General features: G+C 70.8%; 11 protein-coding genes. 5 read left to right on the forward strand and 6 right to left on the reverse strand.

Features of this window, described 5'->3' with window-relative positions:
- Positions 1-3: 3 nt before the first annotated feature.
- The gene (locus AW272_RS34960; RefSeq protein WP_066374214.1) at positions 4-585 is read right to left on the reverse strand and encodes a TetR/AcrR family transcriptional regulator; all 582 of its coding nucleotides are present in this window, start codon (positions 583-585) and stop codon (positions 4-6) included.
- A gap of 30 nt (positions 586-615) precedes the next feature.
- Between AW272_RS34960 and AW272_RS34965 the strand changes: the two genes are divergently transcribed.
- Together AW272_RS34965 and AW272_RS34970 are read left to right on the forward strand one after the other, a co-directional pair.
- On the forward strand, positions 616-1,260 hold the full coding sequence (locus tag AW272_RS34965) for an endonuclease V (protein WP_066374216.1): 645 nt from the start codon (positions 616-618) through the stop codon (positions 1,258-1,260).
- Between the two features lie 99 nt (positions 1,261-1,359).
- Positions 1,360-3,213, forward strand: coding sequence for a S41 family peptidase (locus AW272_RS34970; RefSeq protein ID WP_066374218.1), 1,854 nt, complete (start codon positions 1,360-1,362; stop codon positions 3,211-3,213).
- 28 nt (positions 3,214-3,241) lie between these two features.
- Here AW272_RS34970 and AW272_RS34975 read toward each other — a convergent pair whose 3' ends face one another.
- From AW272_RS34975 to AW272_RS34985, 3 genes are read right to left on the reverse strand one after another with little or no spacing between them, the layout of a single operon-like run.
- Complete coding sequence (locus AW272_RS34975; protein ID WP_066374360.1) at positions 3,242-4,468, reverse strand: adenylosuccinate synthetase; 1,227 nt, start codon at positions 4,466-4,468, stop codon at positions 3,242-3,244.
- Between the two features lie 17 nt (positions 4,469-4,485).
- Positions 4,486-5,316 (reverse strand): hypothetical protein, encoded by an 831-nt coding sequence (locus AW272_RS34980; RefSeq protein ID WP_066374220.1) that lies wholly within the window; start codon positions 5,314-5,316, stop codon positions 4,486-4,488.
- A 30-nt stretch (positions 5,317-5,346) separates the two neighbouring features.
- Positions 5,347-6,090 (reverse strand): NUDIX hydrolase, encoded by a 744-nt coding sequence (locus AW272_RS34985; protein ID WP_066374222.1) that lies wholly within the window; start codon positions 6,088-6,090, stop codon positions 5,347-5,349.
- A gap of 215 nt (positions 6,091-6,305) precedes the next feature.
- Here AW272_RS34985 and AW272_RS34990 point away from each other — a divergent pair, with 215 nt between their 5' ends.
- From AW272_RS34990 to AW272_RS35000, 3 genes are all read left to right on the forward strand, one after another.
- The gene (locus tag AW272_RS34990; RefSeq protein WP_066374224.1) at positions 6,306-9,368 is read left to right on the forward strand and encodes a glycoside hydrolase family 48 protein; all 3,063 of its coding nucleotides are present in this window, start codon (positions 6,306-6,308) and stop codon (positions 9,366-9,368) included.
- Positions 9,369-9,428: 60 nt separating this feature from the next.
- Positions 9,429-10,778: a condensation domain-containing protein gene (locus AW272_RS34995; protein ID WP_169807687.1), complete on the forward strand. Its 1,350-nt coding sequence runs from the start codon at positions 9,429-9,431 to the stop codon at positions 10,776-10,778.
- 182 nt (positions 10,779-10,960) lie between these two features.
- The gene (locus AW272_RS35000; RefSeq protein ID WP_174551883.1) at positions 10,961-11,581 is read left to right on the forward strand and encodes an HNH endonuclease family protein; all 621 of its coding nucleotides are present in this window, start codon (positions 10,961-10,963) and stop codon (positions 11,579-11,581) included.
- Here the strand turns inward: AW272_RS35000 and AW272_RS35005 are convergent.
- Positions 11,578-16,878, reverse strand: a complete 5,301-nt coding sequence (locus AW272_RS35005; protein WP_066374227.1) for a non-ribosomal peptide synthetase/MFS transporter — start codon at positions 16,876-16,878, stop codon at positions 11,578-11,580. The genes AW272_RS35000 and AW272_RS35005 overlap by 4 nt on opposite strands.
- Positions 16,875-23,189, reverse strand: a complete 6,315-nt coding sequence (locus AW272_RS35010) for a non-ribosomal peptide synthetase (protein ID WP_066374229.1) — start codon at positions 23,187-23,189, stop codon at positions 16,875-16,877. Before AW272_RS35010 ends, AW272_RS35005 begins: the two co-directional genes overlap by 4 nt.
- Between the last annotated feature and the right edge of the window lie 39 nt (positions 23,190-23,228).

Genomic DNA, 23,228 nt, shown 5'->3' on the forward strand with positions numbered 1-23,228 from the left:
TGTTCACTCCGCAGGGCGTGGCCTGTCAAGTAGCGCCCAGCAACCCGCCAATGCCACCGCCAGATCGTCGTCGCCGAGGCGCAGCCCCGCCCGGCGGGCCTTCACCAGCCCGACCATCGCGCCGTAGACGAGCGCGAGCAGCATGTGCGGGTCGCCGGCCCGGATCTCCCCCGCCTTCTGCCCGCTTCTGACGAATTCCACCGCCAGTTCGTCGACGGATGCCGAGACGTCCCGGCTGTCGACGTCGATGTAGCTCTCGTGCTGCTGGAGCTCGAGGAACGCGAACGCCTCCGGATGGTCGGCCGCGAACCCGATGAAGGTCCGGAACATCGCCGCGAAGATGTTCTCCGACGACGCGTCGGCGACGTGCTCGGCCGCCAGCCGCTCGACCAGCGTCTGCTTCCAGAGCCGGTAGACGGCGTTCCCCAGCGCCTCCTTGCTGGGAAAATACCGATAGAGGGTGCCGACGGACACCCCCGCCCGATCGGCCACCATGGCCACCGGCGTGTCGCCATAGGTACGCTCGTTGAACACGGCGAGGGCTGCTTCGAGCAGCGCCGCACGCGTACCTCCCGCTCGTGTCATTCCGGCAGTCTACGGTGGGCCCTTGTGGGGATGACCTGGGACGAACCGGCCACCGTCGACGAAGCCACGGCGATCCAGACGCGGCTGCGCCCGCTGGCCGATCTGGTGTCCGACGGACCTTCGCGGGTGGAACTGACGGCCGGGCTCGACGTGGGCTACGGGCCCGGCGACACGGTGACCGGGGCCGTCGTGGTGCTCGACTCCTCCCTGCGGGTGGTCGACCAGGCGGTGGCACGGGAGAAGGCCCGGTTCCCCTATGTGCCGGGGCTGTTCGCGTTCCGCGAGATCCCGCCGCTGCTGACCGCGCTCTCCCGGCTGTCGGTGACACCCGACCTGCTGGTCTGCGATGGCTACGGGGTGGCGCACCCCCGCCGCTTCGGACTGGCGTGCCATCTGGGCGTGGTCACGGGGCTGCCGGCGATCGGGGTGGCGAAGACGGCGTTCGTGGGGACGTACACGCAACCCGCCGCCGACCGCGGCTCGTGGACGCCCATCACCCTCGACGGCGACACGGTGGGACGCGTCCTGCGGACGCGCGACGGGGTGAAACCGGTGTACGTGTCGCAGGGGCACCGGATGAGCCTGGACAACGCGTGCGCCCAGGTGCTGCGGCTGGCGCCGGAGTTCCGGCTGCCCGAGCCGATCAGGCTGGCGGATCGGCTCTCTCGTGCCTGAGCCCGGCGGCGCTGAGTAGGCCCCTACTCTCCCCTGGACCGTTCCTGGGCGACATGGTGGACTTCCGACATCCCACCTGAAGGCCACCAGGAGGCCGATATGGATGTAAAGGCCGTCTTATCCGCCGCCGCTGCGGAACCCCAGCCCGAAGCCGCCGCCCCGCAGCCCGTCTGGACGATCGTCCCGGGCACGCTGGCCGACTTCCTGGCCACCGCCGGCACGCTCACGCTCGACCAGCGGCGGCTCATCGTGCGGCAGGCGCTGATCGTCTTCGAGCAGAACTTCGCGCATCTGCCGCTCAAGGTCGCCATGCACGGCGTCAACCCGGTCCAGCGGCTGCGGCTGCTGCAGGCGCGGCTGAGCCGGCAGGAGACGCCCGATCCCGAGTGGGCGTTCCACTTCGAGCTGCAGTCGATCTTCCATTCGGTCCGCGACCTGCACACCGGCTACCAGCTGCCGAAGCCGTTCGCCGACGCGGCGGCGTTCCTGCCGTTCCAGATCGAGCGGGCCACCGACGCCTACGTCGTCACCCGGGTCAACGCCGGTCTGCTGCCGGTCGGGGCGGACCTGAAGGTGGGCGTCACCGTCACCCACTGGAACGGGGTCCCGATCGCCAGGGCCGCCGACGTCAACGGCGAGCGGTACGCCGGGAGCAACCTGGCCGCCCGGCACGCGCGTGGCCTCGACTCGCTGACCCAGCGGGCGCTGGCCGGGCATCTGCCCCCCGACGAGGAGTGGGTGGTCCTCTCGTACATCGACCTCGACGGCAAGCCCCAGGAGCTGCGGATGCCCTGGCTGGTGCTGCGGCGGACCGTCCCGGCCGCACCGGTCGGCGGGGACGCGCCACGCGGGGTCGACATCGAGGGTGAGCACCTGGCCTCCATCCGGGGTTTCCTGTTCACCGGCGCCGGCCCGTCGAACTACACCCAGTCGGGGATCTTCCTGTTCCGGCCGGTCGAGACGGCCTCGGGTACGTTCGGCCACGTCAGGATCACCGGCTTCAGCCTGGGCGAGTTCACCTCGCAGGCGCAGTGGGTCGCGGCGCTCCAGGCGCACGTCGAGACGTTCGCGTCGATCATCACGTCGATGCCCGAGGACGGGCTGATCATCGACATCCGCGGCAACCCCGGCGGGCACATCCTGGCCGGGGAGATCCTGCTGCAGTTCCTCACCCACCGGCGCATCCAGCCCGAACCGGCCCAGATGGTGAGCTCGCCGCTGAACCTGCAACTGGCCGCGCACACCCGCGACTACGCCCAGTGGCGCAGGTCGCTGGAGCTGTCGGTGCGGACGGGCGCGGTCTACTCCGACGCGTTCCCGCTCAGCCCCGAGGAGCTGGTCAACGCGTTCGGGCAGTTCTACCACGGGCCCGTCGTCCTGATCACCGACGCGCGCTGCTACTCCACCTCGGACATCTTCGCCGCCGGGTTCGCCGACCACGGCATCGGCACGATCATCGGCACCGACGACAACACCGGCGCGGGTGGCGCCAACGTGGTCGGCCAGGCCGACCTGCTCGACGATCTGCGCGACGTCCCCGGCACCCCCTACGAGCCGCTCCCGGCCGGGGCCGCGATCAGCGTCGCGATCAGGCGCACCCTGCGCGTCGGCGAGTCGGCCGGCACGCCGCTCGAAGACCTCGGCGTCGTGCCGGCGGTACGCCACCGGCTCACCGTCGCCGACCTCCTCGAAGGCAACCCCGACCTCATGGAGACGGCCGGGCGTGAGCTGGTGAAACTGCCCAGACGGCGGCTCAAGCTCAGCCGCGACCCGGCCGAGGTCCGTTTCGACACTCTCGGACTCGACCGGGTCGACGTCTACGTCGACGGACGCCCCCGTGGGTCGGTCGACGTCACCGACGGGCCCGGCGGTCTCCCGCTGCCGGGTGGCGGTGAACAGATCAGGGTCGAAGGGTTCGTCGACGGCGCCCTCGTGGCCGTCGCCTCCGTCTAGATCAAACCGCTTAGATCGACCGTCTGGGTCAGCGGTGGGCCGCGGCGGCCCGGCGGACCTTCTTGTCGAGCCAGGTCGGGCCGTTGGAGCGGATCGTGACCGGGGCCCCGAGTTCCTGGGCGACGAGCCCGCCCCACGATTCCGGTGCTTCGGAGAGGATCGGGCGGGCGGTGAGCAGGCGCTCCGACACCGTGGCACGGTGGTCGAGGCCGCCGCCGGGCACCAGGGTCAGGCCGTCGGCGTATTCGCGGCAGACCTTGAGCTCGGGGTGCTCCTCGGCCACGTCGAGATGGGTGAGGGCGATCTCGTCGACGCCGCCGCAGACGAGGGCGGCGTAGCGGAGGGCGACGAGGTCGAGGTGGCCGGTGCGGAACGGGCCCTGCCACTCGCCGGTCACGTTGTGGCGCTCGGGCAGGTGGAGGGTCGGGTCCTCGGTCACGAAAGGGCCGTTGCCGTGTCGGGTCATGTACGTCCGCACGACGCCCAGCCGCTTCGCGTCGTCCATGCCGACATCGCCGAGCAGCTCGAACGCGTTGGTGAACGTGGTGGTCGACCAGGTCGTGTACGGGTGGAAGCCGTGCCACTCGTCGAGGAGCACCCCTTGGGCGCCCTCGAAGATGAGCGGGCCGCCCGACGGCAGCCGGCCGGTGTGGACGGTCGCGGCGAACTGGCGGTAGGCGTCGGCCACGTCGTCGACCGCCGGGAACCTGATCGGCTCGCCGATCTCGGCGGAGGCCCAGTCGCGCAGCCGGCGGAGCAGGGGCCGCAGCGCCCAGGGGTTGCCGCAGTCGGCGACCCGGATCGCGGCGTCGGGGTTGTCGAGCGCGTAGGACGCCGTCTCGCCGACGCCCATGCCGCACGAACCGTGGCGGCGCTCGCCCCGGGAGCTCTCCCGGAACCGGTTGACCATCTTGTGGTAGGGCGTGGTCACCAGGGCGTCGGGGTCGACGGTCAGCAGGCCGATCGGGTCGGGCACGTTGAGCCGCAGCAGGTGCTTGGCCTCGCTGGCGAGCCTGATCGGGTCGACCATCATGAACCGCGACAGGAACGTCGGCACGTTCCAGAACGTGCCGGCGCCGAACTGGGAGAAGGTGTGGTGGTTGCCGTCGGGGGTGACGACGTTGTGGCCGGCCTGGCCACCGCCGTTGAACCGGACGACGGCCCGGTAGGGCGCGCGGGAGCACAGCCAGTCGACGATGGTGCCCTTGCCCGCGTCGCCGTATCCGAGGTCGGTGACGATGATGTGATCTTCCATGGCGGCGTCCACTCTCGCTAGTGGGCCTTCTGGGACATGACACGGTCGACCACGGTGAGCGCGATCGTGTCGCAGATCGACGAGATGTCGTCGAGCTCGATCACGCGGTCGCCGAGAAGCGCGCGCCACAGGCCGCTGACCTGCTGGTCGCCCGCGTGGGAGGTGCCGCCGGGGATGATCACGTTGAGGTCCCAGGTGCGGGAGGCCTCTTTGACGATGTCCTCGATGCGGACGTTCTTGGGCATGGACTCGCCGAACAGCCCGGCGACCTGGTCACCGGCCACGGACAAGTAGGGCTTCTCGTCGCCGATGATGAAGGCGACGCCCTTCACCCCGCGCTTCTCGTGGCAGTCGAGCACGGTGTGCCGGGCCAGGAAGTAGAGGGCCAGCTCGTAGCTCTCCTCCATGCCGCCGCCACCGCCGCCCTCCAGGAGGATGCGGCGCAGGTCCTCGTCCATGCGGTTGTCCGACTCGAACTGGCCGAGCTGGAGCGGCGCGCGGTCGCAGGTGGCGTCGCCGACGGCGCCGAAGAGGATCTGGGCGTCGGGGACCAGCGCGGTGACGGTGGAGAGCAGGCTCGGCAGGCGTTCCTGCAGCTCTCTGGGGATGCGCTGCATCGAGCCCGTGACGTCGAAGAAGACCGCGACGGCGAGGCTCTCGGGGTGCTCCTGCGAGTCGCGCGCCTCGCGGAACTTCAGGTTGTACGGGTCGAGCGCCTGATGCACCCGCCAGGCGTGGCGTGGCCGGTTGCGCATCGACTCGTTGTGGCCGAAGGCGGCGAGACCGCGCTGCTCGCGGTAGATGTGCGCGGCCTCGTATTCATCGTCGGACCAGTGGCCCCATCCCATGCGGTGACTCCTGTTCGGTGGCTTCGAGCGTCATTCAGCGGTCGGGCGCAGTAACGCCGGGTGGAGCTGGGTGGCGTCGCCCCGCCGGTAGAGGCGGGCGCGGGGGCCCCCACGTTCTCCCCCGCGCTCGGTGGTGCGGCCGGTCTCCTCGACGAAGTGGCGCACCGACAGCACCTTCCGGTGGAAGTTGGCGGCGTGGAGCTGCTCTCCCCACACGGCCTCGTAGACCGTGCGCAGTTCGGAGATCGTGAACTCCGGGCCGACGAACTTCGTCGCGAGCGGGCTGTATTCCAGCTTGTCGCGGGCCCTCTCGACCCCGGCGGAGAGGATCTCCTCGTGGTCGAAGGCCAGCTTCATCTCCCCGGTGGCAGCCAGGGGGATCCATGCGGCGTTCTTGGCGTCGGTGTCGGCGACCGGTTCGGGTAGCCGGGGGGCGAAGGCCAGGTAGGCCACGGAGTAGACCCGCAGGGGTCGCGGGTCGCGGCCGGGCTTTCCGAAGGTCTGCAGTTGCTCCAGGTGGACACGGTCGAGGTCGCTCTGGGTCAGGCCCGTCTCCTCCTGGAGCTCCCGCGCGGCGGCGTCGTGCAAGTCCTCGTTCTCCTGGACGAATCCGCCGGGGAGCGCCCACTCGCCCTCGAACGGCGGCTGGCCGCGCTCGATCAGCAGGACGTGGAGCTCCTTGTCACGGATGGTCAGGATGACGAGGTCGACCGTCACGCCCACCGCTGGGTAATCACGCGGCTCATAGGACTTCAGCCATTGCGCCTCTTCCATTCCACCGTCTTTCTCAAACTGAGTACTTCTATGAATGAGCATAACTCCCCGCCTAAGCCCGCACAAGCCGCGATCCTGAACGTTTCACCACCCTTCGTACGCAGTCCCACGTCGGCTCACCCAGCGTCGTCACGTTCCCGAAACACCCTGTACGCGGCGCGGAAACGCGCCCACATTGAGATCCGCCCACCCCCTGCCCCGGAGATGACCTGCTTATGAGACCCCCACCCAGACTTCGGCTGCGGTCATGGCGGTTCCGCGTCATGGCGGTGTTCACCGCTTTGGTGGCGTCCGTCGCGCTCGCCACAATCCCCACCCTTCCCGCCAACGCCGCCATCGCGTGCCAGGTGACCTACTCCAAGCAGTGGGACAACGGCAGCGGCTTCGGCGCCAACATCTCGATCCAGAACCTCGGCGACGCGGTCAGCCCGTGGCGGCTCACCTACACCTGGCCGGGCAACCAGACCGTCCAGCAGGGCTGGAACGCCACCTGGTCGCAGTCGGGCGCGAACGTCACGGTCGTCGCACCGTCGTGGGCGCAGAACCTGGCCACCGGCGCGAGCGTCGGGATCGGCTTCAACGGCGGGTACAGCGGCACCAACACCAACCCCACCTCGTTCTCGCTGAACGGAACGGTCTGCAACGGGCCGAACCCGTCGCCGTCCCCCTCCCCCTCGCCCACCCCGCAGGCACTGGTCGTGACCCCGACCACCGTGAGCGTGCCCGAGGGCGGCACGGCCACCTACTCGGTCCGGCTCCAGGCACAGCCCACGTCGAACGTCACGGTGACCTCGACGGCCGGTTCGGGTGACACGAACCTGACCGTGAGCTCGGGGGCCAGCCTGACGTTCACCACGTCGAACTGGGCCACCGCGCAGAACGTGACCCTGGCCGCCGCGCAGGACTCCGACAGCGTCAACGGCTCCCGGACGATCGCGGTCGCCTCCAGCGGCCTGGCCGGAATCAGCGTCACCGCGAACGAGGCCGACGACGACTCGGGCACCACCCAGTCGCTCGTCGTCTCGCCGACCGCGCTGACGGTCCCCGAGGGCAACACCGCGATCTTCGGTGTACGGCTGGCGATCGCCCCCACGTCGAACGTCACCGTCACCACCACAGCCGCGTCCAGCGGCGACACGAACCTGACCGTCACCGGCGGCGCGTCGCTGACGTTCACCCCGGCGAACTACGCGACCACGCAGAACGTGACCCTGAGCGCCGCGCAGGACTCCGACAGCACCAACGGCACCCGCACGTTCAACGTGGCATCCACCGGCCTGACCTCGGTGGCGGTCACGGCGACCGAAGCGGACGACGAGAGCACCGCCAACGCGTACATCACCGAGTTCCAGACCCAGTACAACAAGCTCAAGGCCTCGGCCTCGGGCTACCTGTCACCGGAGGGCATCCCCTACCACTCGGTGGAGACGCTGCTGGTGGAGGCGCCCGACCACGGGCACGAGACCACCTCCGAGGCGTTCTCCTACCTGATCTGGCTGGAGGCGCAGTACGGCCGCATCACCGGTAACTGGGCGCCGTTCAACGCGTCGTGGACGCTGATGGAGACGTACATCATCCCGTCGGCGGCCGGCCAGCCCGGCGGTCAGACCGCGTACAACCCCAGTGACCCGGCCGACTACGCGCCCGAGTTCAACCAGCCGAACCAGTACCCGTCGCCGCTCTCCACGAGTGTCGTCGCGGGCGCCGACCCGTTGGCGGCCGAACTCCAGTCGACCTACGGCAACCGCAACATGTACGCCATGCACTGGCTGATCGACGTCGACGACGTCTACGGCTTCGGCACCGGCCGCGGCAGCAGCCTGAGCGAGTGCGGCGACAACACCAAGCGGGTCACCTACATCAACACCTACCAGCGCGGCCCGCAGGAGTCGGTCTGGGAGACCATCCCGCACCCCTCGTGCGAGACCCAGCGGTACGGCCAGACCGGCGGCGGCTTCCAGCCGCTGTTCATCCAGGGCACCGCGGCCCCGCAGTGGCGCTACACCAACGCCCCTGACGCCGACGCCCGCGCCGTCCAGGCCGCCTACTGGGCGCTCCAGTGGGCGACCGCGCAGGGCAACCAGTCGCAGATCTCGGCCACCATCACCAAGGCCGCCAAGCTCGGCGACTACCTGCGCTACGCGATGTACGACAAGTACTTCAAGAACCCCGGCTGCGCGTCGCCGACGTGCGCCGCAGGTTCCGGCAAGAGCAGCTCGGCCTACCTGCTGAGCTGGTACTTCGCCTGGGGCGGCGCCATGGACGGCACGTGGGCGTGGCGGATCGGCTCCAGCCACAACCACGGCGGCTACCAGAACCCGCTCGCGGCCTGGGTGCTCAGCCCGTCGGGCCCGACGGCGCTGCGCCCGCAGTCGCCGACGGCGGCGAGCGACTGGAACACCTCGCTCACCCGCCAGGTGCAGTTCTACAAGTGGCTCCAGTCGGCTGAAGGCGGCATCGCCGGTGGCGCGACCAACTCGTGGGACGGCGCCTACGCCGCCCGGCCGAGCGGCGTGCCGCAGTTCTTCGGCCAGACCTACGACGTCGACCCCGTCTACCACGACCCGCCCTCCAACCAGTGGTTCGGCTTCCAGGCCTGGGGCATGCAGCGCCTGGCGGAGCTCTACTACGTGACCGGCGACACCACGGCCAAGTCGGTGCTCGACAAGTGGGTCCCGTGGGCCGTCGCCAACACGACCCTGGGCAGCGGCGCGACCTTCGCCATCCCGAACGAGATGGACTGGTCGGGCACCCCGTCGGCCAGCTTCTCCAGCTCGACCGGCGTGCCGGCCGACAACCCCGGGCTGCACGTGACGATCCGCAACACCGGCACCGACGTCGGTGTGGCCGCCTCCCTGGCCCGTACGCTGATCTGGTACGCCGCCAAGGAGAACGGCTCGACCACCGGCAACGCGGCCAAGGCCACGGCCAAGGGCCTGATCGACCGCATGCTGCTGTCGAAGACCAGCAAGGGCATCGCACTGCCGGAGCCGCGCGCCGACTACAACCGCTTCGACGACGTGTACTCGTCGTCGACCCAGCAGGGGGTCTACATCCCCTCGGGCTTCAGCGGCGTCATGCCCAACGGCGACACCGTCGTCCCGGGCAAGTCGTTCCTCGGCCTCCGTTCCTTCTACACCAGCGACCCCGAGTGGCCGAAGGTGCAGACCTACCTGAACGGCGGCGCGGTGCCGACGTTCACCTACCACCGGTTCTGGGCCCAGGCGGACATCGCCATGGCCCTGGCCGACTACGGCACGCTGTTCCCGGCGGGCTGACGATCTGAGGTGAGTCCCCGGTGCGTGCCCTCGGCACGCACCGGGGCTTTGGAGTACTCCGTGAGAGCAGAATTCGCCGGGGCCAGAGAAGGGCGGGCCCGCCTGGCCTGGGGACAGCGCGCCATCTGGGACGCGATCCAGCAGGCCGGACCGGCCAACGCCCATTTCTTCAACATCGGGCGGCTGATCGCCTTCGCCCGGGGGCGGGGCCCCTTCCCGCTGGAGGACGTGCTCGCGGCGGTGGCCGCGCTGGTCCTGCGGCACGAGGCGCTCAGAGCCAGAACCCACGTCGACCAGGACGGCGAGCCCTATCAGGTGGTGCACGGCGAGGGCGCGCTGCCGATCAGGCTGGCCGAGTGCGGCGACGACGAGGCCGACGAGGTCGCCGACGTCCTGCTGGCCGAGCTGGCCCGGACCTCGTTCGAGCCCGGCGACGAGTGGCCGGCCAGGTTCGGCCTGGTCGTCGTGGAGGGCAAGGTCCGGCACGTCGTGTTCGTGCTGTGCCATCTGGCCGCCGACGACTACGCCGCCGACCTGGTGGCCCGCGAACTGCGGAACCTGCTGCTGCGCGGCGGGTTCCCCGTGCAGCCCTCGCAGCAGTTGCTCGACCTGGTGGCCGAGGAGGAGTCGGGCGTCGGCCGCTACCGCTCGGAGGCCGCGCTGGCCCACTGGGAGAACGGCTACCGCCGCATCCCGCCCACGATGTTCCCCGAGGTGGTGGGACCACCGGCGGAGCCGCGCTGGAGCCGGGCCGTGCTGGAGTCCCGCGCGCTGGAGGACGCCGTCGCGGTCGTGGCCGCCCGCCATCACGTCAGCACCGCGACGGTCCTGATGACGGCGGTGGCCGTGCTGCTCGGCACGCAGATGGAGCACGACGTCTCCGCGATCACCCCGATCGTGCACAACCGCTACCGGCCCACGACCCGCAACCTGGTGGCCACCCTCACCCAGCTCGGCCTGTTCACCATGCGCAGCGACCCGCGCGCGCCCCTGGCCAAGACGCTGGAGCAGTCCCACTCGGACGCGATGCGCTCCTACCGCCACGCCCAGTACGACCAGCGCGCCTGGGACGCCATGGTCGACAAGGTCAGCACCGACAGGGGCGTGCGCGTCTACCCGTCGTGCTGCTTCAACGACGTGCGGCCGATCGAGCAGCGGACGACCACCCAGGTCGCGGCCGAGGGACCGTGCCCGACCGAGGTCCAGTGGCTGCCCGGGGTGGAGCACTTCAACTGCGACTTCTGCTTCGTGATCACCCGGCAGGCCGGCACGCTCGCGATCGGGCTGACGGCCGACACCTGCCGCTTCCCGCGCGAGCGGATGGTGACGCTCATGCGCGGCGTCGAGGAGCTCGTCGTCGAGTCGTCGTTCCGGGACACCCGGCCGGTCGATCTGCACGTGTTGCGCTGACATTTCGGCCTGCGGGCGGCGGCCAGGTGGCCGGGCGGTGAACTGGGGTTTTTCCCGAACGTGTCCTGAGCGCGTTCACACGAAGACACGTGGCCCTGGTAGTCAAAGCCTGATATTTCAGGATTTTGTCAGCGATGTGAGAGTCCTTCTTGACAAGGTTCACAATCCCTCAAGGAGCTCCCGTGCGGCGTGCCCTGTCCTTAGGCCTGGCCTCCATCGCCACCCTCGCCCTGCTCGCCACCCCCGCCTCCGCAGCCGTCCCCGGCATCCCCTCCTACGCCACCGCCGTCAGCCAGCTCAACGCGCTGACCGTGGCCAACGAGGCCAACTCCGGCTCCTACAACCGGGACCTGTTCCCGCACTGGAGCACCGTCTCCGGGGCGTGCAACACCCGGGAGCAGGTGCTCAAGCGCGACGGCACCGGTGTCGTCGTCAACTCCTCCTGCGCCGCGACCTCCGGCAGCTGGTACTCGCCCTACGACGGCGCCACCTGGACCAACGCGGCCGACGTCGACATCGACCACATGGTCCCGCTGTCGGAGGCCTGGAAGTCGGGCGCGAACGCCTGGACCACCGCCCGCCGTGAGCAGTTCGCCAACGACCTGTCCGCGCCGCAGCTCTGGGCCGTGACCGACAACGTGAACCAGTCGAAGGGCGACAAGGACCCGGCGGCGTGGAAGCCGTCCAGGACCGCCATCTACTGCAACTACGCCAAGTCCTGGATCACCGTGAAGTACAAGTACTCCCTGAAGCTCCAGGCGTCGGAGAAGACGGCCCTGAACTCGATGCTCGGCTACTGCTAGGACCTGACCGCGAGGGGGCCGGTCCGACCGGCTCCCTTCAGCATCTCCTGGCCGATCAGGTCGTCCGGGAGCGCGTCGGGGACCTGGTCGTCGAAGTACCACAGGCCCTTGATGAACCGGGCCACCAGGACCGCCGAGGCCATGACGAGCGCGAACAGCACGTACATCAGCGCGATCCCGCGACCCTCGCCGGTGCCGATGACGAGCCCGATCGAACCGGCCAGCAGCCCGCCCTCCGCCATCAGCGGCTCGAAGAGGGCGGTGCCGTAGGGCGCGACCAGGCCGTAGCCGATGGGCAGGGTGGAGAACGCGATCAGCTGGTTCAGCGCGAAGACCCGGCCGTGGAACCGCTGCGGGACCTTGACCTGGATGATCGTGTTGTAGATCCCGTTGAGCACGGTCAGCGAGAAGAACATCCCGAACACCCCGGCGGCGATCACGACGAGGCTCTCGTGCGCCCCCACCACGACGGCGCCCGCCGACAGCGACACGGTGGCCCAGAGCTGACCCCGCAGCCGCAGACGGCGCGGCCCTCCCCAGATGGTCATGAGCAGACCGCCGAGGAAGATGCCCAGGCCGCCCGCGAAGGTGACCCGGCCGACGTCCGGCAGCTCCGCGAAGCTCAGCACGAGCGGCGAGATGAGCAGGAACAGCGGCGACATGAACAGGTTCACCACGGCGAAGAAGAGCAGCATGCGGCGGATGCCGTGGTTGCCCCAGGTGTACCTGAAGCCCTGGACCATCTCGGTGAGCAGCGGCTCGCGGCGGCGCCAGGCCATCGTCTTCGGGAACTTGACCAGCAGCACCGTCGTGATCGCGACGCCGTAGCTGACGACGTCGATGACGAGGATGCCCTCAAGACCGATCAGGGCCATCAGGCCCGCCGCCGCGAGCGGGACGATGAGATGCGCGACACCGTTGACCAGGCCCATCATCCCGTTGGCATGACCCAGGAAGCGTTTCGGCACGATCTGCGGGATCGCCGCCGCGTAGGCGATCCGCTGGAAGGTCAGCGCCACCGAGAGCGTGACGAGCAGCGGATAGACGTGCCAGATCTCCAGGCCGCCGGTCCAGGCCAGCACCCCGAGCACGAGCTGGGAGCCGCCGGCCGCGACGTCGCCGAACAGGATGACCTTGCGGCGGTCGAAGCGGTCGGTGATGGTGCCCGCGAGCGGGGCGACGATCATGCCGGGCACGAGGGCCAGCACCGAGAACAGCGCGAAGTTGGCCAGTGAGCCGGTGGTCATGTAGATCCACAGCGGCAGGGCGAACTCGGTCAGCGCCGAACCGATGATGGAGACGAGCTGGCCCGCCGACAGCGCGGCGAACCGCTTCATGCTCGGCTCGGGCCCGGCCTTGACCGGCTTGCCGTCGTGGGAGACGTCCTGGAGCCACCACGACTCGTCGCCGGTGCGGCGTTCCAGGGTTTCGGCCACGCCGTTTTCGATCGCGGCGTGGGTGCGGGTGACGATGGTCGCCAGTTCGTCCGCGCGGTACTTCACGAAGTAGTGCGCGGCCTCGTCGAGGACCACGCAGGCCGTCGTCTCGGCCACGACGTGCCATTCGCGGAACCGCTCCTGGTAGAACTCCATCGCCGGGTCGCGCTCGCCGACGACCGCGATGACCGGGGCCTTCATGGGCGGCGGGGCCTGTTCGAAGACCTCGGTGAAATATTGCTCGGCGTCGCGGGTGCCGCTTCTGCGGTTGGCGACGATGAGCTTCAGTTCCTCCTGGTCGAACTCGGCGACGTCGAGTCCGGCGGCGGAGAGTGCGTTGATGCGGCCCTGGTCGCCGCCGGCCTCGTCCAGCCAGGTGCCGACCTTCGACAGGACGCCCTTGGGCCTGGCGAAGGGGAACACGCCGCCCAGGTAGACGGCCTCGGGGGCGCGTCCGGCCGCTTCGAGATGGCGGGCGGCCTGAATGGAGATCGTGGCGCCGAGGCCGCAGTGGCCGTACAGCACGATCGGGCCGGTGACCTTGGCGAGGATCTCCTCGGCGTAGTCGCGGGCGACCTCGTCCAGGGGGCGCGGCTCTTCGCCGAGTTCGTTGCCCGGTACGGCCAGCGAGAACAGGGCCCAGTCGTCCGGCAGGGCGTCGGCGAGGGGTTTGTAGATGACGGCGCTGCCACCGCCGTAGGGGGCGCAGACCACCGAGGCTCTGACCTTGCGCGTTGGGGTGAGGCGGTGGAGCAGTCCTCCGGATGTCTTCTCCGTCGACGGGTCGATGAGTCTGGCCAGGTCACGGACTGTGGGGTGCTTGAAGAGGTCGAGCAGGGTCGCCACGTGGCCCGCTTTGCGCAGCCGTGCCACGACCTGCATCGCCAGCAGCGAGTGGCCGCCGAGGTCGAAGAAGTCGTCGGTGACACTGACTCGTTCCAGACCCAGAACAGCGGCCCAGATTCCCGCTACCAGCTCTTCCAGCTCCGTCGCCGGGTCGGTGAACTCGGCTGTCGGTTCCAGCACGGTCGCCGGGTCGGGGAGGGCGCTTCTGTCGACCTTGCCGTGGGATTTCAGCGGGAGGCGGTCGAGCCAGACGTACCGAGCGGGAACCATGTAGTCGGGCAGGCGGTCCTTGAGCCAACTCCGCAGCTCGGCGGTGTCCCCCGCGCCGACCAGATAGGCCACGAGACGCTGGTCCTTGAGTTCGACCACCGCCTGGGCGATGCCCTCGTAGGTGCCGAGGAGGGTTTCGATCTCGCCCAGTTCGACGCGGTAGCCCCGGACCTTGACCTGGAGGTCGCGGCGGCCGAGGAACTGGAGTTCGCCCGACTCCAGCCATCGTCCCAGGTCACCGGTTCGGTAGAGGCGGGCTCCCGGAGGGCCGTACCGATCGGGGACGAACTTCTCGGCGGTCAGCGCGGGGCGCCCGAGGTAGCCGCGGGCCAGGCGCGCGCCGCCGAGGTGGATCTCCCCCGGCATGCCGATCGGGACCGGGGTGCCGTCGGCGTCGAGCAGGCGGACCGTCGCGCCGGGGAGCGGCCGGCCGATGGGCAGCAGGCCGCGTTCCGTGCCGACCTCGTGGGTGGTGACGCCGACGGTGGCCTCGGTGGGGCCGTAGTGGTTGACGACCCGGACGCGCGTGGCCAGGTCCGAAGCCCACTCCGCCGGGGCGGCCTCGCCGCCGAGGATGAGGAGCTTGCGGGGCAGCAGTTCGGCGGGGTCGGCCTCGGCCAGCAGCGCGGCCAGGTGGGAGGGGGTGATCTTGAGGTAGTCCGCCGGATAGATCCGGAAATATGCCGTCAGGTCGGGTGCGGCGGTCTTCGGGGGCAGCAGGTGCAGGCAGCCTCCCGTCATCAGCGACAGGTAGAAGACGGTGATGCCGAAGTCGAAGGCCAGCGACTGGAGCAGCGCGAACTCCGAGTCGGGCTCGACCGCGAACCGCTCGTGCACCCCGGCCAGGTAGACCAGCACCTCCCGGTGCTGCACCGCGACGCCCTTCGGGCGGCCGGTCGTCCCGGACGTGTAGATGACATAGGCCAGGTCATCGGGGGTGACATCGGTCTGCGGGGCGGTGTCCTGAACGCCGCCGTCGAGATAGACACCGGTGACCCGGTCGGGCTTCAGCTCGGGGGTGGTCACCGCGAGGGCGATCCCGGCATCCTCGATCATGTACGCCATCCGCGCCGCCGGCAGCTCCGGATCCACCGGCACATAGGCGGCCCCCGACTTCAGCACCCCCAGGATCGCCACCGCCAGGTCGACCGACTGCTCCAGGCAGACGGCGACCCGGTCACCGGGCCGCACGCCGTGCTCGATGAGCCGCCGGGCCAGGTGGTTGGCCTGCTGGTCGAGCTCCCGGTAGGTGAGGGTGTCGTCCCCGAACACCACGGCGGCGGCGTCGGAGACCCTGACGACCTCGTGCAGCAGCGTGGCCGTCATCGGCTGCGGCGTCGTCGACTCCCCGAAGGCCAGCACCTTCGCGGCCTCGCCGGCGGGCAGCAGGCCGAGCGTGGAGATGGGCGCCGACGGGTCGGCCACGATCGAGCGCAGCAGCGTCTGGAACGACGCCGCCAGCCTCTCGATCGTGGACGGCTCGAACAGGTCGGTGCAGTAGATGAACGACGCGCCCATCCCGTCGGGACCCTCGAAGAGGTAGAGCGCCAGGTCGAACCTGACCGCGGTCACGTCGGCCACGAATCCGGTGACCTTGATGACGTCGGCCCCGGCCGGGCCGGTCTGGTAGTTCTGCAGCGCGAACAGCACCTGGAAGATGGGCGTCCTGCTGACGTCGCGTTCGACGTTGAGCTCGTTGACGAGCTGGTCGAACGGCAGCTCCTGGTGCGAGAAGGCGTCGAGGGCGCCGTCCTTCACCCGGTCGAGCAGGTCGGTGAACGAGGGATCTCCGCCGAGGTCGGCCCGCATCGGGAGGGTGTTGACGAACATCCCCACCAGCCCGTCGAGCTCGGGCTGCCCGCGCCCGCTGACGGGGGTGCCGACGGCGAAGTCGTCCTGCCCCGACCAGCGGCCCAGCAGCACCTCGAGAGCCGCCAGGAAGATCATGTACGGCGTCGCCCCGCGCGCGTTCCCCAATTCGGTCAGCGCGGCCACGAGTTCCCCGTCGAGCTGGAAACCGTGCCCGGACCCGTTGGCGCTCTGCTCCGACGGCCTGGGCAGGTCGGTGGGCAGATCGAGCGGCGGCACGTCGGCGAGCCGGTCGCGCCAGTAGTCGACGTCGGCCTGGAAGACCCGGCCGCGCTGCCAGAGGGCGTAGTCGCCGTACTGGACCGGCAGCGGCGCGAGTTCCCGTCCGGCGACCCGGCTGAGGATGTCGCCGAGCAGCACGTCGCCCGACCATCCATCGGTGACGGCGTGGTGGGCGGCGAGCTGGAGCACGTGCTGGTCCGGGGCGAGCCTGACGAGCGTGGCCCGCAGCAGCGGCCCGGTGGCCAGGTCGAACGGCCGGGCCAGCTCGGCCGAGATCAGCCGCCGGGCCTCCTGCGGGCTGTCCGCCTCGCGCACGGTCAGGTCGATCGAGGGCTCGTCGTCGATGACGAGTTCCGGCAGCCCGTCGTCAGTGGTGGTGAAGCGGGTGCGCAGGGTCTCGTGCCGGACGGTGACCTCGCGCAGGGCGTCGCCGATCTGGCCGGCGGTGAGGTCGCCCTCCAGCCAGACCGCGAACGGGACCGTGTAGGCGGTGGTCCCGGGCCGGTACTGCTCCAGGAACCACAGGCGTTCCTGCGCGTGCGACAGCGGCGGGACGACCCCCGGTTCGCGCGGGGTGATGACGGCCTTGGCGGTGCGGCGGCGCAGCCGCTGCTGGATGAGGGCCCGCTTGGCTGCGGAGAGGTCCTGGGTCATGACTCCTCCATCAGGGCCAGCGCCTCGTCGTCGGACAGTTCGTCGAACTCGGCCAGCAGCAACTCCTCGACCGCCTGGCCCAGCGCCTCGACGGTGGAGTGGGTGAACAGGGTTCTGATCGGCACCACGACGCCGATCGTGGCGTCCAGCCGCGCCGCGACCCGGACCGCCAGCAGCGAGTGACCGCCGAGCTCGAAGAAGTCGTCGAACACCCCGATCCCCTCGATCCCCAGCACCTCACTCCACACGTCGGCGACCAGCGCCTCCGCGTCGGACCTCGGCGCGACGAAGCTCTCCTGCCGCTGCGGTTCGGGTTCGGGCAGCGCGAGCCGGTCGAGCTTGCCGTTGGGGGTGAGCGGCAGCGCGTCCATCGAGACGTACACACTCGGCACGAAACTGGCCGGAAGCAGCGCGATCAGCTCTTCCCTGAGGGCGTTCGTCCTTCCCACCGTGTACGCGACCAGCACGTCCCCCTTGACCGCGACGGCCGCCCTGGTGACGCCGTCGAGGCTTTCCAGGACCGATTCGATCTCGCCGAGCTCGATCCGGTGACCGCGCAGCTTGACCTGGCCGTCGCCCCGGCCGAGGAACTCGAGCGTGCCGTCCCACGTCCAGCGGACCAGGTCACCGGTCCGGTAGACCCCGTCGACGAACCGTTCGGCCGTCAGCTCGGGACGGTGCAGGTAGCCGTCGGCCAGCCCGAGCCCGCCGATGACGAGTTCGCCGGGGGCGCGGGGCGGGACGGGGTTGAGCCGGGCGTCGACGACCGCGACGGTCGTGTTGCCGATGGGCCGGCCGATCGATATCTCCCCCGGATCATCGGGGACCTCCCAGGCGGTCGACCAGATGGTGGTCTCGGTCGGGCCGTAGACGTTCACCAGCCTCCCGGTTCGCGCCCTGAGCTCCTTGGCCAGTCCGGGTGGCAGCGCCTCACCGCCGACCAGTGCGGTGACCCGCGGAATGTCGCCCTCGAGCAGGACCCGCCAGCCTGACGGGGTGGCCTGGACGTGGGTGACCCCTGCGGAGGCGATCCGCTGCGCGAGCGCCTGTCCGTCGAGGGCGATGTCGGGATCGGCGATGACGACCCGGCCACCGGTGACGAGGGGCAGGTAGAGCTCAAGTCCCGAAATATCGAAGGAAAGCGACGTCAGCGCGAGCCAGACGTCGTCCGGGGTCGAGCCGAGCAGCTCGCGCATCGAGACGAGGAAGTTGAGCAGCGCCCGATGCGGAACGACAACGCCCTTCGGCTTGCCGGTGGAACCCGAGGTGTAGAGGACGTAGGCCGGATCGCCGGGCGCGGGTCCGCCCGTGATGGGCGCGCGCACGTCCGAGGAGGCGGCAGGGGCGTCGAGGCGGATGACGGGAAGGTCCCCGTTCCCCCACGGCTCCCGGTCGGCCAGCAGGACTTTGGGCCGCGCGTCCGCCAGCACGAAGGCGATGCGCGCCTCCGGGTAGGCGGGGTCGAGGGGCAGGTAGGCAGCCCCCGCCTTCATCACCGCGAGCATCCCCGTCAGCGCCTGGGTGGAGCGTTCGGCGAGGATCGCGACGACGTCGCCGCGCCCGACTCCCAGCGCGGCGAGTCTCCCGGCCAGTGCGTCGGCCGACGACAGCAGGTCCCGGTAGGTGAGGTCGTCCACCGCGATCCGGTCGCCGGGGGTGATCAGGTCGAGCAGGGTGCCTTCCGGGAGCGGGAGTTCCGGGCCGGAACCCCACTCGGACAGCGCCGCGTCGTCCTCGGGAGTGCGCATCGTGAGGGCCGACAGGGGGGCGGTGGGGTCGGCGGCGATCTCGTCCAGGCAGGAGACCAGGCGGGCGGCGAAGCGTTCGACGGTGGAGGTGTCGAAGAGGGCCAGGTCGTAGTCGAAGACGAGGTTCAGGCCCTCGGCGACCGGCCAGACCGTGAGGGTCAGGTCGAAGGCCGTCTTGATGGCTCCGGCGTCGTAGGGCTCGTACGACAGGTCGCCGAAGGTCTCCGGCAGGTTCCCCCCGGCGGTGTGGCTGTGCAGGATCAGCATGGTCTGGAAGAGCGCCGACTGGCCCAGGTCCCGCCGGACGCCCAAAACCGACTTGAGGCGTTCGACCGGGACGTCCTGGTGGGCCAGCGCGTCGACGAGCGTCGCCCAGGTGCGGCGCAACAGTTCGTCGAAGCCGGGGTCGCCGTGCAGGTCGGCGCGCAGGACCAGGGTGTGGGCCAGGTAGCCGATCACCGACTCCAGTTCGACGCGTTCCCGCGCCGCCGTGGGCGAGCCGACCGCGAAGTCGTGCTGGCCGGTGTGCCGGGACAGCACGGTCTGGTAGGCGGCCAGCAGCACCATGAACAGGGTCGTCCCGCTGTCGCGGCCGATGGATTCCAGCCGGGCGACCAGGTCGGCGGGCACCTGCACGCTGAGTTCGGCCCCGACCCGGGCGGCGTCGAGGGGCCGCGGGCGGTCGAGAGGGAGCTCCAGGGCGGGGACCCCGGACAGTTTCTCCTTCCAGTGCGCCAGCGCCGCCGCGCCCTCGTCGAGGGCCTCCCGGCGGAGCTGCCAGAGGGAGACGTCGCCGGCCTGCACCGGGAGCGGCGGGAGTTCTGCGCCCTCGTACAGGGCCGCGAGCTCGGTGATCATCACGTTGACCGAGTAGCCGTCGGCGACGATGTGGTGCATCGCGACGCAGATCACGTGGTCGTCGGGGCTGATCTGGATCAGGGTCGCCCGCACGGGAGGGGCCGCCGCCAGGTCGAACGGGGTGTTGACCAGTTCGGCGCAGAAGTCGCGGACGGCGTCCTCGGGCAGCGGCACCCACTCGATCACCCCGCCGCCGGGCGGGTCGATGACCAGCCGGGGCTGTCCGTCGTCGGCCGGGAAGCGGGTGCGCAGCGACTCGTGCCGGTCGACCAGGGCGCGGTAGGCGGCGGCGAACCGGGCCGGGTCGAGGGGGCCGTGGAGGCGGCGGGCCAGGTACATGTTGCTGGAGGCGTCGCCGGGGTCGAAGTGGTCCATGAACCACAGGCGTTCCTGCGCCGCCGAGAGCGGCACCGGGGTGCCGGGTTCGCGGGGTTCCAGCGGCACCACGCCGGGGTCGGCCCCGATGGCGGCGGCCAGCCCGGCGACGGTCGGGTGGGCGAACAGGGTCCTGACCGGGACCGGCACGCCGAACGCCTTCGTGAGCAGCGCCGCCGCGCGCGGGGCGAGCAGCGACCGGCCGCCGAGGGCGAAGAAGTCGTCGTCGGCGCCGACGTCGTCCACCCCGACGACCTGGCCGAAGACCCGGGCGATGCGGCGTTCGGCGGGGGTCTCGGGGGCCCGGTGCGTACGGGTCACCGGGACGGCCTCCACCCTCGTCGAGGCGGTGAGACCTTCGGCGCGCCAGGCCGCGCCGCCGAGGGTCACCCCGGGGAACAGCAGGTCGGAGAGGGGCCGGTCGGGGGCGTCGGCCACGGTGGCCAGCAGGCCGGTGAGGCGGGCGGCCAGCGCCTCGACGCGGGCGGCGTCGAACAGGGTCGCGTCGTAGGTGAGGTCGAGGGTCAGGCCGTCGCCGGAGCGCCAGGCGTCGACCGTGAGGTCGTGGCGGGCCGGGACGTGGTCGAGGGGGAAGACGCCGGCCGGCCGGTCGTCCAGGGTGAGCACGGTCTGGTAGAGCGGGGTCTGGCCGAGGTCGCGGCCGAGGTCGAGTTCGGTGAGCAGGCGTTCGACCGGCACCTCCTCGTCGGCCATCGCGGCCAGCACGGTCGTCCGGGCCCTGGCCAGCAGGCCGGCGAACGTGGGGTCGCCCGACAGGTCGGCGCGGAGCACCAGGACGTTGCCGAGACGGCCGAACACCGGTTCCAGCTCGACGCGGCCCCGGCCCGCGGTGGGCGCGCCCACGGCGAAGTCGTGCAGGCCCGTCTCGGCCGACAGCACGGCCTGGTAGGCGGCCAGGAGCACGGTGAACAGGGTCGTGCCCTGGCTCTGGGCGAGGGTTTCGAGCGGGGGGATCGGGAGCTCGGCGCGTACGACAGCGCCTCTCCTGGACGCGACGGCGGGGCGGGGGCGGTCGGCGGGCAGGTTGAGCACCGGCAGGCCGGCGAGCCGGTCGCGCCAGCGGGTGAGCGCGTCGGCGCCGAGACCGGCGGCCTCCCGGCCGCGCTGCCACGCCACCACGTCGCCGGGCTGAACCGTCAGGGGTTCCCGGTCGGCGGCGAGGTCCTCGGCGAGGACGTCGAGCGACCACTCGTCCCCGGCGATGCCGTGGAAGACCACGCAGAGCACGTGCTCGTCGGCCACCTTCACCAGCGCGGCCCGCACGGGCGCCGCGGCGGCCAGGTCGAAGGGGGCGTTGACCCGCGCCGACAGCAGCGCCCTGGCCTCATCCTCGTCGCGCGCGGTCAGGCGCTCCAGCGGGAGCGGGAAGCGCTCCTCGACGACCGCGACCGGACGGCCGTCGGCGTCGGGGAAACGGGTGCGCAGCGCCTCGTGCCGGTCGACCACCCTCTGCAGGGCGCGTTCCAGCGCCTCGGCGTCGAGACGGCCGGGCAGGCGGCGGGTCAGGTGCAGGTTCCAGGAGGCGTCGCCGGGGTCGAAGCGGTGCAGGAACCAGAGCCGCTCCTGCGCGGGCGACAGCAGCACCGGCGACCCGGCCGGGCGGAGCTCCAGCGGCACCGAGACCGTGTCCAGGCCGTCGAGGACCGCCGCCAGCGCCTCGACCGTGGGCGCGCCGAACAGCTCGCGGACGGGGATCTCCACCCCGAGCCGCCGGGTCAGCCGCGCGGTGACCTTGGTCGCCAGCAGGGAGTGCCCGCCGACGGCGAAGAAGTCGGCCTCCGCGCCGACCCTGTCGAGCCCGAGCACCTCGGCGAACGCCTCCGCGACGACGCGTTCGGTCGCGGTACGTGGTGCGATCTCCCCCGCCGTCTGGGCGGGCGCCGGGAGGGCCAGGCGGTCGACCTTGCCGTTGGGGGTGAGCGGCAGCGCGTCGAGGGGGATGACGATCGAGGGCACCATGTACGCGGGCAAACGCTCTCTCAGAGCGGCCAGAAGATCGCCGTGGTCACTCGTCGTGCCGACCACGTAGGCCACCAGGACCTCGCCGTGGACCGCCACGACCGCCTGGCGGACGCCGTCGAGCTCCTCCAGCACGCTTTCGATCTCGCCCAGCTCGATGCGGTGTCCCCGCAGTTTGACCTGGGTGTCGGCGCGGCCGAGAAAGTCGAGCCCGCCGTCGGCGCGGCGGCGCACCAGGTCGCCGGTCCGGTAGAGGCGGTCGCCGTCGCCCGTGGGGACGAACCGTTCGGCGGTCAGCTCGGGCCGGTTGAGGTAGCCGTCGGCGACGCCGAGACCGCCGATGTAGAGCTCGCCCTCGCCGACCGGCCGCATGTCGTCGTCGAGGACGTGGATGGTCGTGTTGGCGATCGGGGTGCCGATGCTGACATACGACGGATTCTTCGGGACTTCCCAGGCGGTCGACCAGATGGTCGTCTCGGTCGGGCCGTAGACGTTGATCAGCCGGGCGCAGCGGGCGGCGAGCCTGCGGGCCAGCGCGACCGGCAGGGCCTCGCCGCCGACCAGCCCGGTGACCTTTCCGGCGAACCCGGCGTCGAGGAGGACCCGCCAGCCCGATGGGGTCGCCTGGACGTGGGTCACGCCCTCCCGCTCGACGAGGTCGCGCAGGAGCGCGCCGTCGCGGGCGGTCTCGGCGTCGGCGACCACGATGCGTCCGCCGGTCACGAGGGGCAGGTAGAGCTCAAGCCCGGAGATGTCGAAGGAAAGCGAGGTGAGCGCGAGCCACACGTCGTCCTTGCCGGCCCCGAGGAGCTCCCGCATGGCCTGCAGGAAGTTGAGCAGGGCCCGATGCGAGATCACGACGCCCTTGGGCCGGCCGGTCGAGCCGGAGGTGTAGAGCACGTAGGCGCGGGCGCTCCGGCGGCCGAGCGCGTGGCCCGCGTCTTCGGCCGCGCCGTCGACGTCGACGATCGGCCCGGTGAAACCCGGGAGGCTGTCGCGGAGATGCGGCCTGGTCAAGGCGGCCGCAGCTCCCGAGTCCTCCAGAACCATGGCGATCCGGGCGGCGGGGTAGCCCGGATCGATGGGTAAGTAGGCCGCCCCGGCCTTGAGCGTGCCGAGTAAGGCGACGACCATCTCCGCCGATCTGTCGACGTAGAGGGCGACCAGGTCGCCGGGCGTCACCCCGGCGTCGGCGAGGCGGCGGGCCACGCCTCGGGCGGCGGCGTCGAGGTCGCCGTAGGTCAGCGTGCGGTCCCCGCACACCACCGCGACCCGGCCGGGCGAGGTTTCCGCGTGGGCCTCGAAGAGGTCCAGGAAGGCCGGGACGTCCGTCAGGGTGGTATCGATCATGCAGCCATCTCCCAGGGATGAAACAGGACTTCTCCGCGA

The sequence above is a fragment of the Herbidospora mongoliensis genome (assembly GCF_001570545.1).
Taxonomy (GTDB): Bacteria; Actinomycetota; Actinomycetes; order Streptosporangiales; family Streptosporangiaceae; genus Herbidospora; species Herbidospora mongoliensis.